The following is an 18,844-nucleotide window of genomic DNA, read 5'->3' as shown; positions in this document are numbered from 1 at the left end:
GCGCGCGTCAGCGACATCTGCTCTGAGAGCCCATTCTGCTGCGCGCGGTAGCCAGGGGACCTGGAGAACCGGGGCGAGCGGCATACAGGAGTTGCGAGCCCGTCCGAGATCCGGGGCAGCTCCGTCACGCACCCGACTATCAGTGCGTGACGCGTGAGTCAACCCGTTGTCCCGTGCGCCGCAGATGGATACGTTCAGCGGCACGATTCGACGGAACCGATCTTGGGGCGCCGCCTGAGATGTCCGCCGACCGACGGAAGGCGCGACATTCGCATGGACATCAAGCTTCACTCGTCGACTCGCGCAAGAGTGCGCCGGCGCCTGATCGCTCCGGTTGCCGCTGCGGGTCTGCTCATGTCAGGAGCAGCCTGGGTGGCGAACCCAGCCATGGCCGCCTCCGACGCCGCCGCCTCGCCCGCGAGGGCGCCGGCAACACCGCTCGCGAGCTACGACAAGGAGATCGTCAGCAAGTTCGACTCGGCTAACTCCTACGAGCACGTCCGACACCTCGCCGAGGACATCGGGCCGCGTCTGAACGGCACGCCCCAGGAGCTGCTCGCCGCCGAGTACATCGGGTCAGTGCTCACTTCCTACGGCTTCGAGGCGAAGATCGGGCACTGGGGACCGGTCTCGACGAAGCGCGTGGGCACGGTGACCTCGCCGAACGCCAAGCTCCCCGGCGGACCGAACTGGCAGATGTCCGCCTCGACGAGTGGCAAGTTCACCGAGGCTGGTCCTGCCGTTCGCGCCGCTGTCCTCGACGCCGGGACAGGCCTCACCCCGGGCGCCTTCGACGGCGCCGCCGGCAAGATCGTCTTCGCGGACTACACGACGACCGCCACGACCCGGAACGCCATTGTGGAGAATGCCGTTAGAGCCGGTGCGGTGGCGGTCATCCTGGCTTACCCGACCGGCAACTCCGCCCCGCCGACCTTCACGTTGACGACCGCGCAGCCCACCATCCCGGTGCTCGGCGGCGGCACCGCCCACAGCAAGTGGATCCGGGGACTGCTGGCCGAGGGGCCACTCACTCTGAACATCTCAACCCACGAGTACCTCAACCCCGATGGCAGCTACGTCGTCGGGACCCGGCATGCCGTCGGTGACCCGCAGGGCACGAAGGCACCGATCGTCATGGTCGGCGCACACATCGACTCCGTGCTCGGCGGACCCGGCGCCCACGACGACGCCTCCGGCAACGGGGTCTCGCTCGAATTCGCCCGTGTCATCAGCCAGTACCCACTCGACAAGGAGATCCGGATCGGCGGCTTCGGTGGTGAGGAAGGTGGCCTGCTCGGGTCGCGCGCCTACTCCAAGACGCTGACCCCGGACGAGATCAACCGGTTCGTCGGCGAATGGCAGATGGACATGGTCGGCACCACGTACGAGCCGGCCGGCTTCTTTGCCCTGACCCCGGACGGCAAGTCGAACTCCGTCGTCCAGTCGGCGTACGACGCGCAGGCCCGGCTGAGCCCGGAGGACATCGACCGGCTCGGCCGTGACGACGTCAACCTCCAGAATTGCAAGCTCGGGCAGAGTGACCACCAGGCGTTCTTCGACCTCGGGATTCCGTCGTCGCTGTTCATCTGGCTCGACTACAACATGCCCATGGCGCCCGCCACGTGCGAGAGCATCAGCCGCGGCGCGTACACGACCGAGCCTCAGTACCACCGGCCGGACGACACGATGGACAACGTCAGCGCGAAGCGACTGCAGATCACGCTCGACATCGTCGGGGGCGCCGCAGCCTACAACGCGCTCAACACCGTGACGATCAACGCGACTGGTGCTGACGGCGCCAAGCTGTCCGACACACCGGTGCGGGCGAACTGCGGCGACGGCTGGCGACCGGTGGGCACCACCGACGCGGCCGGCCGTCTCGTCGGGGTCTTCCCGCACGCGACGTGCACGTTTGAGGCGACCTCAGGCCAGGCTCTGATCCAGCAGACGCTCGATGTCCACGGCGACCGCGCGCTGGCGATGCGAGTGACGCTGCCCGAGTGTTCGAGCACGATCACTGGCACGCATCGGGGTGCGCTGAAGGTGACCTCCGGGGTGACCTGCCTCGACGCGGCCACGGTCAACGGGCAGATCACGGTCAACCCGGGCGCGAGCCTCGTGTCCCTCGGCTCGACGGTGAACGGTGGGGTCTCGGCCACCAGGGCGAAGGACATCACGCTCTGCGGCAGCTCCGTCAACGGGAACGTGGCGATCACTGACGGGCAACGCGTCAGGATCGGCGGCGGCCCGAGCGACTGCGCCGGAGTCACTGTCGCCGGTGGTCTCTCCGTCGCCGGTGCCGACGAGTTGCTCATCCTCGCCGGGAACTCGGTGCGCGGGGTGGTCTCAGTGACGGGCAGCGAGACGCGCGTGGCGTCCGTCGTGGCGGCCAACACCGTGCGCGGTTCGTTGTCCTGCTCGACCAACGAGCCGGGCCTGACCAACTACGACAGGGCCAACATCGTCACCGGCCAGAAGAATGGACAGTGCGCTTCGCTTTAGTCACGCGCCGGTTCTGGATCGGCCAGCACACCGGCTGACACGACCGGCCACTTCACCCACTGGGCGGGGTGGCCGGTCCGCGGCCTGGCACCCCTCGGGCCCTCCGGTATCCCGCGATCCGAAGTTCCCTGCCGGACAGGCACTTTCGTGCCTCAAACGCCCGCTTCCAGCCGAGCAGCCGTCCTCGCCGTCACCACCGGGGCGCAAAAGGGGGGCACCACCGACCGGCCCGACCTTGTCGCCCTCAGCCTCGCCGAGACTCGACGTCTCCTGGCACACCTGATCACCCGCAGACGAACCCGCGACCACATCAATCGATGGTCATGGTGGCGACGTCGCCACCAGTTCCGAGCCAAAACAAGCCACTATCAGCGAAGACAACGACTCCGCGAAGTGCGGCTGGAGTAATAGCAGGGCGGATGAGGTTTCGGCAGGGGCAAGGCTCAACTGCTCTCTCTGATAGATAAGTGCCGCTCAGAGTCGCGGCTGGCCTTTGCAGCGTCCACGTGGTGTTCTAGTGACTGACGTGGGATCTCGGCGGTGCCAGGGCTACGACCTCGCGGGTCGCCAGGCACGCGGGTGCGGACGTTCGCCACCTCTGCCCGGAGCCTTTGCAGGACGAGGGCCCGGTCGATCGAGCCGGCATCGATAGTCTCCGTCCAGCCCCCATCTCGGGTCGAATTTGGCGCCAGGTACGGCGGCATGCCAAGATCCTTGCGCCACCAGGTGAGGATCGCGTCTTCAACCCTCAGCGCGTCCATCCCGTCCTGGAACGCCTCGGTGAGGAGTACGGACCAGCCGAGCTTCCTGAACCTCCCGACACGTGTTGAACCGACCTGCGTGATCCCGATCTTCAGCGCCTGTAGTTCCGCGTTGTGGAGCAGGTACACAGTCGCCGCCTTCGACGCGTTGAACCCTGACACGGCACAGCGGCGACATCCGCGTTGACCGGCATCAATGTTGCCGATCCGCACCGTGGTGTCGCGCCCGCATCGGCAGCGGCACCGCCACAGGTGCGCCGCCCCGGGATACTCGACCAACGGTTCGAAGCCGGCCGCGCGCAGGCGTTCAGTCGCCTCCTCTGCAAATCGGCTCCGCTTGGAGTTCCCCTGCTTCCTCCTGCGACAGGTTTCGCAACCGCCGCCACCGCTAGAGACATTGCTGTACGTGGGCTGCGTGAAGCTTCCGCAGGTCAGGCACTTGCATCGCCACCTCTTGTTCGCGCCGGGAAACGGTTCCTGCGGTTCCAGGTTTGCCGCACGCATCACACCGATAGCGGTTGGTGCGAAGAGTTCCCGCCGGCGCTTACCGTTCTCTTTCGCCGCACAGAGCTTGCATCCGCTCTCTGTGCTCTTGACTGTCTCGTACCGGGGTTTGGCGATCTTGCCGCAGGTCGCGCATGCGCATTCCCATGGCTCGCGCGGTCCAGGGAAAGGACCTGTGGGAAACCAGCCCGCCTGGCGCATCACTTGCTGGGCGACCTCGTCGGTGATTCGTCCGACCCGTCCACTGCATCCTGCGCATCCACGCGTGCGGTCCTGTCCGAACAGGATCGGGGTGCCGACCGTCCCGCATCTCAAGCACCGGCAGCTCCAGCGCGTCTTTGCACCCTGGTACGGCTCCAGCGGTTCCCAGTCGTATGTCCGCATCCGTCCGACGGCTCGTTCGGCGTTGTTGCGAACCCTGAGCTCGCCACTTGCCCGGTGCACTGCCGCCCGCTTCTCGCGTCGACAGCGGCACCGGGGCCGATCGTCACGCTTCACACGGTTCAGCACGACCGTTACTGCCTCGTGGCAGGTCACACAGATGGCCGCCCACGCCTTGGTGCTGCCCGGATACTCTGCGACGGCGTTATAGCCCAGCGCGGCCAGCTGCTGCCGAGCCTCGGCATCGGTGAAGCGCACAGGCATATGGCGAGTCTCGCATTGCCCGCCGACACTCTGCCCCGGGCAGTCCGTCCAAACGGCTGCTGCTCGGCCGAGCCTCCGACGACGACCAGATCCCACCGGAACGGCCCCGTCGGCACCCGCCCTGCTCTCACCGGCAAAGCCCTAGCGGCCCAAGTCGCAGTCGGGAAAACCGCGCCTCACTGAAGTGATCTCAACGAGATTCGGGCAGGTTTCTGTATTCGAAATCAGTCAGGTGCAGCGCGGCGGCGACGATATCGCCGATCCGGCGTGGGCTGGCGGTGTTGTGGCGTAGCGTTTTCCAGCATCCGATCAGGATGGCGAAGCCGCGTTCGCCTTGCCAGCGTAGCCCGCGCAGCAGCCGGCTATATGCGCGCTTGTCGGGTGCGAGCCGGCCGCCGTCGGCAGGTTGCTCGACCGGGGTCTTGATGCCGTGACCTGCTCTTTCGTAGCCGGCTCGCCGGTGCTTGCGCGTTGTCTGGGAACTCCTTGTTGATTCAGCGAAGTCGATACTGCAGCGCCGCCTCACTCCGCCCACCGTGGCCGGTAGCACTTTCGGCGAATTGTTTAACAGCGGATGGCGCGGTGCAACGCGGCGACACCGCCGCTGAGGTTGTGCCAACCGACCCGCTGCCAGCCGGATGCGGCGATTCGCTTCGCCAGATCCGGCTGATTCGGCCAGGCACGGATGGATTCAATCAAGTAGACGTAGGCGTCGGGGTTGCTGGACACCCATCGGGTCACCATGGGTACGGCCCGAAGCAGGTGGGCGAGGTAGAGCGTACGGAAAGCACGGTTCGTCGGATGGCTGCACTCGCAGACCACAAGCCGCCCGCCTGGCCTGACGACCCGGGCGAACTCGCGCAACGCGGCATCGAGATCGACCACGTTACGCAGCGCGAAGGAGATGGTTACCGCATCGAAAGAACCGTCCGGGAACGGTAGACGCAGCGCGTCGCCTGCCACCAGCGGCACGGCGGGCCGGACGCGTCGGCCGACCTTCAGCATGCCGGTGGAAAGATCCGCTCCCACTGCGAACGCCCCGGAACGGGCCAGTTCTTCCGTGGAGACGCCGGTGCCGGCGCCCACGTCGAGCACACGTTCGCCTGGGCGCAGGCACAGTGCCGCTCTGGTCGCTCGCCGCCACCGGGCGTCCTGACCGAACGAGATGATCCTGTTGGCCAGGTCGTACCGTTCGGCGACGCCGTCGAACATCGCGGCGACCATTGGCGGCTGCTTGTCCAGCTGCGCCCGCGTCATGCTGTCACCGCTGATGCCGGCGCGGCCGTCACGAGCAGGTACTCGAGCCCCAGCCGGAAGCGACCACCATCGACCACCCCATGATCGGCAACGAACGAGCGCAGGTCCGCGCGCAATGCCTCCCACCGGCACTGTGCCACGAGCCGATCCCGTTCGGCGACGACGTGCCCGGCGGTGTCGATGAGCAGGCTGGTCGCCGCCTCGGCGCCGGCGAAGCTCAGATCCAGCCGGTGAACGACCGCCGATGTGATCCTCAGGTCGGCGGATGCCAGCAGTCGTCCGACGTGTTTGCGGTCACCCCACCGGCTCGGCGGGGCGCCTGCGGCCGGAGGCGGCGGTAGATAGCGGCCGAGGACCTGCCCCATGGCCGGCAACAGACAGCCCGGTGTCCAAGCGGTCAGCAGGATCCGGCCTGAGCGGGCACACACCCGGCTCAGCTCTCGGGCCGCCGCATCGTGGTCGTTGGCGTACATGACGCCGAACACGGACAGGACCACGTCGGCCGAGCCGTCTGCAAGAGGTAACCGGCTCGCGTCGCCGACCCGGAAATCGACCTTCAGGCCGTCATCTGCGGCACGCCGCCGGGCCAACTCCAACAGCGCGGGCTCCAGATCCACCCCGACGGTACGGGCTCCGTACTGCGCGGCCAGTATCGCCGCGTTGCCCGTACCGGTGGCCACATCGATCACCCGGTCGTCCGGCTGTATCGCGGCGGTTGCCACCACCGCCTCGGCGACCGGCATCAGCCGGCGAGCCATGGCCGGGTAGTCGCCCGCAGCCCACGTCGTCGCGGATGCACTCATCACGCCTCCCTCATCGGAGGCGCCCTTCAATCAGATGGAACCGGGTGAGCGTGGCGGATCCAGTCCGTCGCAGCGCCTCTCACTCCGGTATCACCGACCGTAACTGGTCGGCATACGTCCCGGCGACCCCCTGCCTGGAAAAGCTTGTCAGCATTCCTCAAGCCGGCCGGGCATGAGGAGCTCGCCGTCACGGCTTCGCCTCCCACAAACACTGTGGATGCAGTGGGAACCGCGCTTCGTGAGTCCCTGGAGTTGCCGTAGCAACGGGCGTCGGGCCGCTCCGACCTGTGCAGACCATGTCGGGTGTTCACGTTCGGCTGTGCGCCTGTTCGCCAGCCTGATACCTCCGGTGACTAAGATCAACACGATAGCCAAGGCGTCACCCTGACGGCCGGCGAGGCCTGTTGTCACGGCACCCTGGTCCGGACGGAGACTGCCGCCGCGTCGCTACGCGGACATCGCACTCGGCGGGCACGCCGAGCATCTGGGAGTTGTTCAGTGACATCGAGTTCATCACGCCTCCGGAGCGGGATCTCAAACCAACCGGGGCGGGCGCGTGCGGCCGACCGCGGGCGCAAACGGTGGCGGGCCACTGCGGTGACCATGGTCGCCGCGGTGATGGCCGCGGCCTCCACCGGAGTTGTCGTCACGCCCGCTGCCGCCAAGCCGACTGAGGACAAGACCAAGGCGGTCGACTACACGTCGTTCGTCGACCCGTTCGTGTCGACGGCGGGTGACGACGGCAACGACCTGCCCGGCGCCCAAGCGCCGAACGGCATCGTGAAGGTCAACCCGCTCACGATGCCGGGCCGTAACCACACGGGTTACGACTACCACCAGACCCACATCGCCGGATTCACGCAGACGAACCTCGACGGGGTCGGTGGCTCCGGCGGTGGCGGCGACATCCTCGTCGTGCCGACAGAGGTCGAGTATCGCGCGCGGCCGTCGACGGGTTCGTACTCCCACCCGTTCACCCACGACGACGAGACCGCCACCCCCGGGTACTACCAGGTTCGTCTGGGTGAGATCTCGGGCCGTGACGGCGCCGTGCAGAACGGTCCGGCCGCGATCAACGCCGAGGTGACCGCGACAACGCGTACCGCACTGCACCGCTACGCGTTCACCGACGGCGCCAAGCCTGAACTCGTCGTCGATCTGAACAACAACTTCACGAGCCGTACCGGCTCATCTGTCGACGTCGAGCGTCTCGGCGACGGCCGGGTCGCGCTGTCGGGCGACATCAACGGGAACTTCAACGGAGCGTCCTACGCACTCCACTACTACGCCGAGACCGAACAGCCGGTCGTGTCGTTCAAGACGTGGGGATCGGGCGAGTTCGGCGACGCGACATCCCGGCACGGCACCGACACCGGTGCCGTCCTCACTTTCGCGCCCGAGGACGCAGGCCAGATCGGACTCCGGATCACGGTGTCGCCGATCAGCGCGGACCAGGCGCGTATCGACCAGGCCGCCGAGGTCGGGGACCTCTCCTTCGACGACGTACGAGCGGCGACGAAGGCCGTCTGGAACAAGCGGCTCGGCCGGGTCGACGTCTCGGCCTCGGTGAAGGCCGACCCTGACGGTACGCTTCGACGCCTCTTCTACACCCACCTGTACCGCATGTCCGCGCTCCCGATGAACGCGACGAGCACGTCCGGCACCTACCGCGGAGTCGACGGCGTGGTGCACAAGGTCGACGACTTCACCTACTACGACGCCTGGTCGTCGTGGGACGACTTCCGCAAGTACTCCGTCTTCGCGTACGTCGACCCCGAGATGTACCGCGACATGATCCAGTCGCTCATCTACCTCTTCGCCGACGTGCAGAGCACCGGCAAGGGCATCGGCGGGCTCACCCACTCCGTGCCCACCGTGCGTTGGGAGCGGTCGGCGGTCATCGTCGCCGACGCGCTCTCGAAGGGCTTCACCGGCTTCGACCGCCTGGAGCAGGCGTACCCGGCGCTGAAGAGCTACGTCGGTTTCTACGACGGCAACCAGCTCCGCCAGGGATACATCGAGAACCGGCCCGGTGACTCGGTGCAGCGCGGATACGACCAGTGGGCGCTGGCGATCATCGCCGACGCGCTCGGCCGGGCTGACGACGCGAAGCAACTGCGCGCGCAGGCCGCGCTGCCGATCGCGAACCTGTACAAGCCGGGCGCGTGGACGGCGGCCGACGGTACCAAGGTCGGACTGCTCACCCCACGCGACGCGGCCGGTAACTGGGGCGATGCCGACTACGCGCGCTTCGAGGCGGCGAACCTCTACCAGGGCACGCTCTGGCAGTACAACTGGTATCCCGCGTACGACATGGACGCCGTCGTCAAGGCGATGGGCGGCCCGGAGGCGGCGCGCCGCGCGGTCGCGCACTTCATGGGCGAAGACGATCCCGACAACGGTCTCGGCATGCTGCACTCGAACGCGAACGAGATCGACCTGCAGGCGCCCTACCTGTTCAACTACGTGGGGCTGCCGAGCCTGACCCAGAAATGGGTACGCACGATCTACACGAAGGAGAGCTGGAACCGCTACATCGCCACGGGCAGCACCGACGAGTACCCGAGTGGCAGCGGTGAATTCCGGCCGCCGGTCAAGACCAAGGTCTACCAGCTCGACCCGCGTGGCTTCCTGCCGACGATGGACAACGACGCCGGCACGATGTCGACGATGTTCGTCGCCGCGGCCATCGGCCTGTTCCCGGTGACCGCCGGCTCGTCGCAGTACCAGATCGGCTCACCGTTCTTCGACCACACGACAATCTCGTACGCCGACGGGCGGAAGTTCACCGTCTCGGCCGACGGCGTCTCCGGCGACTCGTACTACATCCAGTCGGCCTCGCTCAACGGTGCGACCTTCGGCAACACCTGGCTCGACTACCGCACGCTCGTCAACGGCGGCTCGCTGGACATGCGGATGGGCGCGAAGCCGTCCAGCTGGGGTGCCCACAGCAAGCCGGCGTACTCGATGAGCACCGCGGGCGACGACAACGGCGGCGGCACCCCGAGTGGCTACACCGTGCACGCATCGCCCATGACGATCGCCGCTCGCGCCGACGGTCGGGTCAACGGCGCGATCGAGCTATCGCTGGGCGGTGGCGCCAAGTTCCGCGGCGCCCACGGCAAGAGCCTCGTCGCTAGCGGTGCGGCTGCGATCCACGGCCTGCCGGCCGGCGTGTCGGGGGACGTCGTGGGCGTCAACCCGACGACGGTCCGCGTGGTGCTGTCGTGTTCGACCGCAGCGGGTGCCCGCTTCTACGTCACCTTCGCCGACTCGGCGTTCGCCGGTCGCGTCTCGGCCGGGCAGGTGACCGGGGACGGGCTGTCATCGCGCAACGCGCTGTCGATCTCGGTCGCCGCGGCGGAGCGCGCGACGCTGCAGAAGCTCGTCGACGAGGCCGTACTGGTACGTCAGGGGAACTACTCCTTCGCCTCGTACCACGCTTTCCGCGGTGCGCTTGAGCGTGCCCAGACGGTGCTCGCCGACGACTCGTCGGCCACCTCGACGCTGCGCAACGCGACGGAGTCGCTGAACGGCGCGATCGCTGCGCTCGTTCTCGACCAGGGTGGCTACCGCGTGCTGGAGGCCGAGCAGTCCGACGAGTGGTCGGGCGGCGAGCTGAAGAACGAGGCGAACTCCTCCAACGGCAACCTCGGTGGCGTGCGTGACGGCGCGTGGGTTCGGTACAAGAACCTCGACTTCGCCGGTGTCGCACCGAAGACGCTGTCGATCCGTTACGCGAGCACGTACTCGCCCAGCGGCACGCCAAGCGCCATCGAGGTGCACGCCGGGACGCAGGACGGGCCGATCGTCGGCGAGGCGGCGCTGCCCGGAACCGGTAACTGGGGCAACTACGTCACCACCCAGGCGGAGATCACCGATCCCGAGGCGCTCATGAAGGCCCGCGACGTGACGCTCGTCTTCCACGCCCCGGCCGGGCAGGCCTGGGTGTCGAACTTCGACTGGTTCCAGTTCCTCTCGACCACGCCCGAGGACCACGGTGCCACGCTCGAACCGCTCACCGCGACGAACACCTCTCAGACCGGTAACGGCCGGCTGCCGCTCAACCTGTCCCGCGGGCTGTTCGAGAACGTGACCGACGGCGCGTGGGCACGGTGGAGCAGCATCGACCTCGGCGGGAACGGCGTGCAGAGCGTCACCGTGTCGTACGACAAGCCGCGCTCGCGTGCGGCGTCGGACTCGCACATCGAACTGCACCTCGGCGCGGCCGATGACCAGCGCATGGTCGACATCCCGCTGCCCTACACCGGTGACGGCTGGGGCACCAAGGGCAAGGCGACGGTGGGGGTGCCCGCGTCGGTGTTCGCGGGCGTGCAGGACATCGTCGCGGTGTTCCGCTCCACCAACCACAGCGACACGCAGCCGTACGTCGCGAACGTGACGTCGTTGACGTTCACGGCGGCACCGTCCGCGCCGAGCAGCGTGGTGGTCCAGGCGGAGAAGTGGGCCGGCAACAGCGGCAGCGGTCTCAAGAGCGAGCAGAGCACCTGGGACGACGGAACGCAGGTCACGAACCTGGGCGCCACCTACAACGGTGCGTGGCTCGACTACGACACGATCGACTTCGGGTCCAAGGCGCTCGAACAGGTCTCGGTGCACTACGTGAACAACTCCTCGCGGTGCGGCCAGAACTCGGCGATCGACGTCTACCTCGACCACTTCGATCCCGCTTCGCCCGGTGACCCGTACGTGACCATCCCGCTTCCGGTGACGGGCTCGGCGTGGCAGAACGCCGCGACGACGACTGTCGCGCTGCCTGCTGGTCTGACCGGATCGCACCGGGTCGTCCTGCGGCTGCGGACCACCCCCGACGGCAGCCACCCGTACGTGGCGAACATCGACAACCTGACGTTCGCGACGGCTCCGGTCGACGAGGAACCGCCGGGCGGCGACGCCCCCGTGGACAAGTCGGCCCTCACCGCCGCGATCACCGAGGCGGCAGCGTACGTCGGCGACAAGGCCCGCTACGGAAGCATCGACTTCGCGGTGTTCGAGCGTGAGCTCGAAAAGGCCCGCGCAGTCGCCGGATCCGAGACCGCGACGCAGTCCGAGGTCGACGCCCAGGCGCGGGCACTGCGGCTCGCGTTCGGCCAGCTGATCCCGCGGGCCCGACTGTCGCTCGAGAACACCGTCGGGCGGGCCGAATCGGTCGAGAAGCGCCGCTACACCGACGCATCGTGGGCGGCGTTGACCAGCGCACTCACCGCAGCCAAGGCCACCCTCGCGGACGCTGAGGCCAGCGATGCGGCGTTGAGCAACGCGGAAGCGGCGCTCAACAAGGCACTCTCCGGCCTGAAGGTCAAGCCGAACGAGGTCCCGGCGGTCCCGGCGGCCATCTCTCTCGAGAGCGACGCGAGCAGTGTCACGGTGCGCTGGTCGGCCCCCGAGGACGACGGCGGCTCACCCGTGACGGGCTTCGTGGTCGCACTCGAGGACGGGCACGAAGTCGTCGTCGACGATGCCGGGCAGACGTCGGCCGTCTTCACCCTGCTCAAGCGCGGCACCGCGGCACGCGCCCGGGTACGCGCCGTCAACGCGGTCGGGGCATCCGCATGGTCGTCGTTGACCGAGCCGGTCATCGTGGGCGCGAGCGCACCGAACGCGCCGAAGGTGGCCGCGGTCAGGGCCACAGCCAAGGACGTCCGCGTCTCGTGGACCCCGGACGGTGACGGTGGCTCCCGGATCCTGGCCTACCGCGTGACCCTCGACCGCAAGCGCACGCAGATCGTCGCGGGCGGCGGCCGCGAGGTCGTGTTCCCCGGCGCGGGCGGCGGCTCCCACACGGCGCGGGTGGTCGCCATCAACGCCGTGGGTACCTCGGCGATGCCCGCTTCCGGGGCTGCGACGGCGCAGATGTCGGGCCGCGCGTCGACGGCGGCGGCGCCCGGACCGTTCCCGTCGGAGGTGCTGTCGGCACACTACGACTCCGACTCGTGGCCGGCCACGCCGGACGGCAGCCCGTACTTCGTCAACCTGCTGCGCGGCGTCACACAGCTCGGCACCGACGTCCGTGGCGCGAACGAGCAGATCGCGGACCTCGACACGGTGTCGGCGTACAACGACACCAAGGCACTGGAAATCAACCGCTCGGCATCGAGCGATCAGGTCAAGCGTGCCGAGTACGACGCGGATCACGGTTCTGACCTGACGATGGCGGACGGTCTCGGCTCGCGCCTGGGCGACCTGTACCTGCAGGCTCGCACCGACGGCAAGCTGCCGAAAACCGACGCGCTGTTCGGCCGGATCACGTCGGGGCTCGACGGCACCGGCACGGCGAAGGACACCTACGCCTACAAGCGCCCGTACGTGCGGATGGGGCTCGTCGGAGAGGGCGGTCTGATTCGCGACTCGAGCAATGGCTCGTACGGTGGGCTCGCGGGCGACGGGTCGTTCCCGAGCGGCCACGCCTACGGCGGCTACACGGCAGGCACCTTCCTCGCCACGCTGCTGCCGGAGCTCGCGCCACAGATCCTCGCCCGGACCTCGGAGTACGGTGACAACCGGATCGTGCTCGGGTTCCACTACCCGCTCGACGTGATGGGGTCACGGATGACCGGGCAGGCCACGGTCGCGCACCGCTGGGCGGACCCTGCGTTCGACGACCTGCTGATGCAGGCGCACGACGAGATCGAGTCCGTGTTGCTCGACGAGTGCCACGAGGAGGGCTTCGACTCCCTGCTCGCTTGCACCGGCGAGCCGTACCGAGGGCTCGACGCCGGCCACGCCGAGTCGCTGTACACGGAGCGGCTGTCGTACGGGTTCCCGCAGGTGGGGCAGCCCAGCGTTCCGGCGAACATCCCTGACGAGGCCGGCGCGCTGCTGACGACCGCGTTCCCCGACCTGACGAACGCGCAGCGGGTGCAGATTCTGGAGCAGACTGCGCTCGACTCCGGGTACCCGCTCGACCTGACCGCCGCGGGCGACCCCAGCTGGCAGCGCATCAACCTCGCGAGGGCGATGACCGCGCAGGTCGAGGTGAACGATGACGGCACGGTCACCGTCACGAACTACCCCGACGACACTAAGGCGAGCGTGGCGACCGCCTCATCGCTGACGGTCGACGGGGTGGCCGTTGACGGGTTCGACGCAGGTACCCAGACGTACATGGTCGACTGGCCCAAGAACCGGCGCCTGCCCGCCGTCGCCGCGCAGCCGACCGAGCACGGTGCGAAGGTGTCGGCCTCGACTGCCAAGGATGGGACACGTGTGCTGACGGTGACCTCGGCGAACGGTCAGCTCAGCCGCAGATACATGGTGGCGTTCTTCCGCACGGCCGACGACCACAGGCCGAGCCCCGGCCACCCGGCTGACCCGGACCATCCAGCTCAGCTTGGTCATCCGGGCCAGCCTGGGAAGCCGGGTAAGCCCGGACCGTGGACGGCTGCTTCGTACACGGGCGTCGACGGAGGGCCGCTCTGGTGGCAGGTCGCGCTGCTCCTGGCCGCGTTCGGGGCCGCCGCCGGCACGACCGGGTGGCTGCGAAGGCGTACCGCGTCCAGGCGCTGATTCCCGGAGTAGGTAACTGAACGGTGGCTGTCACCCCTGGGTGGCAGCCACCGTTCAACGTATTTCTGGCTGGCGGCCGCCGGAGGAGCGGACCCGGTTGGCGGGGTCGTACCGGGTGCACGAGCCACCACGCCGATCGCGTTCATGACCCGAGGGGGACCGCAGCCTGCTCGACCAGCAAAATGGCAGTTGTCGTACCCTGAGCGCAGGAGCGGCTCGTCCGCTACGCCGGACAACTGCAGGGGCAGCAGTGAACTTCAACTCCATCCGCGCCGACATCATCGCTGACCCCGACAACGCGTGGGCGGGCGATCTCGGCTATCTGCCGCTGTACGCGGCCGGACCGCACGCCCGGATCGCGGTCATCGGCCAGGCGCCCGGACGCAAAGCCCAAGAATCCGGCATCGCCTGGAACGACGCCAGCGGCCTGAAACTGTTCGACTGGCTCGGCATCACCGAAACCCAGTTCCGGGATCCGAACCTCTTCGCACTCCTACCGATGGACTTCTACTACCCCGGTAAGGGCACCTCCGGAGATCTCCCACCGCGCAAGTCCTTCGCCGCCCGCTGGCACAGACCCCTGCTCGAGCTGATGCCCGAGATCACCCTGACGATCCTCATCGGCAGTTACGCGCAACAGCACTACCTTGCCGGCCGGACAAAACGCAACCTCACCGAGACCGTGCACGCGTTCCGCGACTACCTGCCCGACATCATCCCAATCGTGCACCCGTCCCCACTGAACTTCCGCTGGCAGGCACGCAATCCCTGGTTCGTCACTGACCTGCTCCCGGTCCTGCGGGACCAGGTCACAACGGCGCTCGGTTCACCTCGCACTTCCGTGTACTGACGCGCGAGGCATCGGGCGGCCCGGGGACAAGGGCGTCGCGCAGCCGCCCGCCCGACCGTCGTCACGCTGCCCATCCCTGGCTCGACCAGGAAACAGCACCCCTCATCCAAGCGCGGTGGGCACGTCGATGGCCACGGCACCGACGATGGCCTTGTCACCATCGTTCTGCACGTACCCGACCACCGAGGCCTGCGCAGGATCAAGATCTGACGGCACTTCCATCTCCACCCGCCCATGCTCGGCGTCCAGGCCCACCGACGTGAATGCGCGTACCACGTTGTCCTGCCGCAGCGTCCGCCCGGCGTTCTCACCCCGGGCGACCTCGCTCACCAAGCCACGTTCCACGATCGCCACGTTCAACACCGCGCGCTCCAGCGGCCGCTCGGTCTGGTAGCCCACCACCACCCGGCGTCCGCCGCCCATGCCCCCGGCGGCGTCCTCGACCGACAGTGCGAGCGGCGTGGTGGCTGCCGCCATCAAGGCGGACGCGATCGCGCTCGTCGCCCGTCGACGGTCAGAGCCCACGAACTCGACGGTGCCGTTGACGACCATCTGCGGGGTGTACAAGTGCCCGGAGCCGAAGGCACGCGCGTACGCCTGCTGCCGCGCGGTGTACGCCTCGTCGGCGAACCGGTCGGGCCAGCCCAGGTCGTCCCAGTAGTCGACGTGAAATCCGAGGGCGAAGACCCGCTGTCGCCGCTCCCGGGCGTCGCGCTCGATCTCGCTCAGCACCTCCTCAGCGGGTGGACAGCTCGAGCAGCCCTGGGAGGTGAACATCTCCACGACCGCGAAGCCCTCGCCGGCCGGCGCGACGTCCCGCGCCTGCGGCGGCAGATCCGACGAGTCGGCACGATTCGACCCGATGCGCGATGGGTCCGTCATGGCACGTCTCCTCCTCAGTGCTGCTCGCGGCCCTCCGATTCCCGTTCTGGCCGCGACCACGCCTGATCAATTTAGCGCTGCCACCGCGGCGACTATCTAGACCCTGCGCGGGTACAGCGGCGGGCGCGGAAAGAACCGATACAGCGGTGGGGGCAGCATGATGAGCCGGAATCGGGAGCGGGCACGGGTAGCCGTGGTCACGGGTGCCAGTGCTGGGGTGGGCCGGGCCACGGCACGCCTTCTCGCCCGGCGAGGGACCGCCGTCGCCCTACTGGCCCGAGGTCGTACCGGACTCGCCGCGGCGGCCGACGAGGTGCGGGAAGCCGGTGGCAGAGCCCTGCCGATCGAGGTGGACATGGCCGATCACGATGCGGTTGCCGACATCGGCCGGCAGGTCGAGGCGGACCTCGGGCCGATCGACCTGTGGATCAACGCTGCCTTCAGCTCCATCTTCGCGCCGTTTCAGCAGACCCGACCGGAGGAGTTCCGCCGGGCCATGGAGGTCACCTACCTCGGCTACGTACACGGCACGCGGGTGGCGCTGGCCCACATGACCCCGCGCGATCGGGGAACCATCGTGCAGGTGGGCTCGGCGCTCGGGTACCGGGGCATCCCGCTGCAGGCCGCCTACTGCGGAGCCAAGCACGCCATCATCGGTTTCACCGAGTCGCTGCGCTGCGAGTTGCGGCACGACCGCAGCAACGTCAAGGTGACCATGGTGCAGCTGCCCGCGGTCAACACACCGCAGTTCGACTGGCTGCTGTCCCGCCTGCCGCACAACGCCCAGCCGGTACCGCCGATCTACGAGCCGGTGGTCGCCGCCCGCGCCATCGTGGCGGCCGCCGACCGGCCCTCCCGGCGGGAGTACTGGGTGGGAACCAGCACCGTGCTGACTATTCTGGGCAACCGGATCGCACCGGGGTTGCTCGACCGCTACCTGGCACGGACCGGCTACTCCAGCCAGCAGACCGCGCAGCCGGCCGACCCGGACCGGCCGGCGAACCTGTGGCAGCCTGCGGACGGGCCCCACGGCAGGGACTTCGGGACCTGCGGCAGCTTCAGCAGCCGCTCACACAGCCACAGTCCCCAGGCGTGGCTGTCCCGCCACCGCCGTCTACTGACTGCGGCTGGCGTCGGCGCGGCGGCGGTGGGTGCCGTAGCGTGGCGCAGTCGCTGACCGCCGGCTCGTCAACCGGTGGTGCCCGGACCGTCGACCCCCTCCACGGTTGCTCCGGTCAGCGGATCGGCACGCGGCGGCGGCCGGATCAGCCGCTCGGGTGCGTTGTGCCCTAACCCAGCAGGCGCCTGACCAGGGCGACACCGGAATCGGTGCGGCCGCGCCGGCTGTAGGAGAGCGCCGCGCGCGACTCCACCAACCTCGTTGACGCTGATGTAGCCTGTCTCGAACAGCGCATCGCAACCGAAGACACAGGCGAGCATCCCCACGTGCGATAGATCTCGGCGTTCCGTGTCCGTACAGACAGTCCGCGGTTTGATGGGCGCTGCCTACAGGAAGCGTGCAGGGAAGGTCTCGCCGCAGATCGCGCGCACTCAGCTTCGGACATTGAGCCGGGCAGACGTCGGCGCAGAGCTGATTGCTCACGTCTTTGGGTTCCCGCGAACGGCTTTCCAGGCTGCCTGTGACAGCGGCTGGCTCTATGCCAACCGCGCCGCCGAAGAGCTGGCCCCTTCCGACATGGCGGTCCTGTGACGACACGAGAACCACAGACTGACCCTCCGGCCAGTCTGCGAGGTATGGCGGCGCATCAAAGCGGCTCTCCCGTTGGAACTGGCGTCCTAAGCGCTCAGCTACCCGGCGGGCTCGCACTGAGCTTCCAGGCGCCACGACCGGATACGCGTGGACGAGTCGTTCGAGGCGCTTCACGACATCATCGTGCAGGTAAGGCATCCGGACGGTCGCGCGCTCGACAACGCTCCCGGCGTCTGGGGTCGGCTGGCTCGGCGGGACGTATGGCCTGCGCGCGAGGTGCGCTGGCATGTGGTCGCCAGCGCGAGCGACTCTCGGGGGCAGGCAAGGTGGCTTCGGCGGGTATTCGAAACGAGGATGAGACGCGACAGACGGTGCAGCGTCTATGCAAGCTAAGGCGGTCAGCAGCGCGAGATGAACGGTCACATCGCTAGCAACTGCCGCAGTGAGGGGCTGCGCCGTGGACCCGTTCCCTCCTGGACTTGCTCGGTGACCGTGGCGCAGCCGTCGCCCTGGAGGCAAGACGAGCTGCTCAGGCAGTGGCGCCGAGTACGAGCCTGACTGAAGAACTGGAGGGGCGTGGGCTTCGCCCCGCTTCACCTCCATGTGCTTCCATGCGACCCACATCGCCGGTGCTGCGAAGGGCCAGCGCAAACAACCGCGACCAAAACCGAGCAGCATCCCGGCCACCGCCGGCTCAGCTGGGACCGTGCCACCCGGTGCGGCCGCCAGCCCTGCGGTTCATTCCCCAAGGTCATCTCGGAATCATGCGGTCTGTAGACTCCCGCCTCGAGTCCACATAAGACCAAATCATTTAGGAAAGGGTCTCCATGAAGATGCATGTCCTACGTAGCGCGCTGGTGGCGTTACTTGCTGTAGTGATCGGAGCCGCACCCATCACTGCCGCACAGGCGGACCCCGGTGCGACGACTGGGCTGGCACGGGAAAGCAGTGTCGCCAGCGCCGCCGCAACCGGCCTCTGGCACTGCTCGCCATTTGGCGGGGACACTATCTACGCCTGTACCACCATTAAGAACGCCCCTGCGACCGGGATTAAAGTGCTCGACCGGGATACGGCTACCATCTACACCTTCTACGACGGCTACAGCGTTGCTCTCGAGCAGTGGTACAAGGACAAGGACGGCAAGTGCGCCGTCAATGGAAACCCTTACGTGTGGCAAGTTAGTTGGTATAACAACGGAGTGCACTCCGGGTACCTTGGTGACTACTACCTGAACACGGGCACGGTATCGAACTGGAGTTCATACACCGACAGTTGGGGTACCCTCGGCAACGATTTGCATAACGGCGGCGTGGGGACGGGTACCTGCGTTGACTTCCCGTACGGCAACTAAATCAAATAATTGCGCAAGCGGGTAGCGGAAGCATTGGACGAGCACTTAAT

Annotated in this window: 11 protein-coding genes; 6 read left to right on the top strand and 5 right to left on the bottom strand. The window is 67.8% G+C overall.

The window, feature by feature from the left end; genetic code table 11:
* Positions 1-372 precede the first annotated feature (372 nt).
* On the top strand, positions 373-2,502 hold the full coding sequence (locus AB0F98_RS19485; protein WP_357737126.1) for a M28 family peptidase: 2,130 nt from the start codon (positions 373-375) through the stop codon (positions 2,500-2,502).
* 443 nt (positions 2,503-2,945) lie between these two features.
* Here the strand turns inward: AB0F98_RS19485 and AB0F98_RS19480 are convergent, their stop codons facing one another.
* The 4 genes from AB0F98_RS19480 to AB0F98_RS19465 all read right to left on the bottom strand — a co-directional run bounded on the left by AB0F98_RS19480 (position 2,946) and on the right by AB0F98_RS19465 (position 6,472).
* On the bottom strand, positions 2,946-4,412 hold the full coding sequence (locus tag AB0F98_RS19480) for a hypothetical protein (protein ID WP_357737124.1): 1,467 nt from the start codon (positions 4,410-4,412) through the stop codon (positions 2,946-2,948).
* Positions 4,413-4,602: 190 nt separating this feature from the next.
* Positions 4,603-4,938 carry a hypothetical protein gene (locus tag AB0F98_RS19475; protein ID WP_357737122.1) on the bottom strand — a complete coding sequence of 112 codons (336 nt, stop codon included), beginning with the start codon at positions 4,936-4,938 and terminating at the stop codon, positions 4,603-4,605.
* Positions 4,939-4,976: 38 nt separating this feature from the next.
* On the bottom strand, positions 4,977-5,669 hold the full coding sequence (locus tag AB0F98_RS19470) for a demethylmenaquinone methyltransferase (RefSeq protein ID WP_357737120.1): 693 nt from the start codon (positions 5,667-5,669) through the stop codon (positions 4,977-4,979).
* Entirely contained in the window at positions 5,666-6,472 is an 807-nt protein-coding gene (locus AB0F98_RS19465) for a class I SAM-dependent methyltransferase (RefSeq protein ID WP_357737118.1), read from the bottom strand. Before AB0F98_RS19465 ends, AB0F98_RS19470 begins: the two co-directional genes overlap by 4 nt.
* A gap of 603 nt (positions 6,473-7,075) precedes the next feature.
* Between AB0F98_RS19465 and AB0F98_RS19460 the strand changes: the two genes are divergently transcribed.
* Both AB0F98_RS19460 and AB0F98_RS19455 read left to right on the top strand, forming a co-directional pair.
* Positions 7,076-13,999, top strand: a complete 6,924-nt coding sequence (locus AB0F98_RS19460) for a glycoside hydrolase domain-containing protein (RefSeq protein WP_357737211.1) — start codon at positions 7,076-7,078, stop codon at positions 13,997-13,999.
* Positions 14,000-14,249: 250 nt separating this feature from the next.
* On the top strand, positions 14,250-14,849 hold the full coding sequence (locus AB0F98_RS19455) for a uracil-DNA glycosylase family protein (protein WP_357737116.1): 600 nt from the start codon (positions 14,250-14,252) through the stop codon (positions 14,847-14,849).
* Between the two features lie 102 nt (positions 14,850-14,951).
* Here AB0F98_RS19455 and AB0F98_RS19450 read toward each other — a convergent pair whose 3' ends face one another.
* The gene (locus tag AB0F98_RS19450; RefSeq protein WP_357737114.1) at positions 14,952-15,731 is read right to left on the bottom strand and encodes a DUF1223 domain-containing protein; all 780 of its coding nucleotides are present in this window, start codon (positions 15,729-15,731) and stop codon (positions 14,952-14,954) included.
* A gap of 160 nt (positions 15,732-15,891) precedes the next feature.
* Here AB0F98_RS19450 and AB0F98_RS19445 point away from each other — a divergent pair, with 160 nt between their 5' ends.
* The 3 genes from AB0F98_RS19445 (at position 15,892) to AB0F98_RS19435 (ending at position 18,794) form a co-directional block, all read left to right on the top strand.
* Entirely contained in the window at positions 15,892-16,908 is a 1,017-nt protein-coding gene (locus AB0F98_RS19445; protein ID WP_357737209.1) for an SDR family oxidoreductase, read from the top strand.
* A gap of 318 nt (positions 16,909-17,226) precedes the next feature.
* A complete protein-coding gene (locus AB0F98_RS19440; RefSeq protein WP_357737112.1) occupies positions 17,227-17,442 on the top strand; it encodes a hypothetical protein in 216 nt (71 codons plus the stop codon).
* 827 nt (positions 17,443-18,269) lie between these two features.
* The gene (locus AB0F98_RS19435) at positions 18,270-18,794 is read left to right on the top strand and encodes a hypothetical protein (RefSeq protein ID WP_357737110.1); all 525 of its coding nucleotides are present in this window, start codon (positions 18,270-18,272) and stop codon (positions 18,792-18,794) included.
* Positions 18,795-18,844 lie beyond the last annotated feature (50 nt).

The sequence above is a fragment of the Micromonospora sp. NPDC023737 genome, from assembly GCF_040639715.1.
Taxonomy (GTDB): domain Bacteria; phylum Actinomycetota; class Actinomycetes; order Mycobacteriales; family Micromonosporaceae; genus Micromonospora.
Note: the sequence above shows the minus strand (reverse complement) of the source record. Positions and strands in the feature narration are given on the sequence as shown.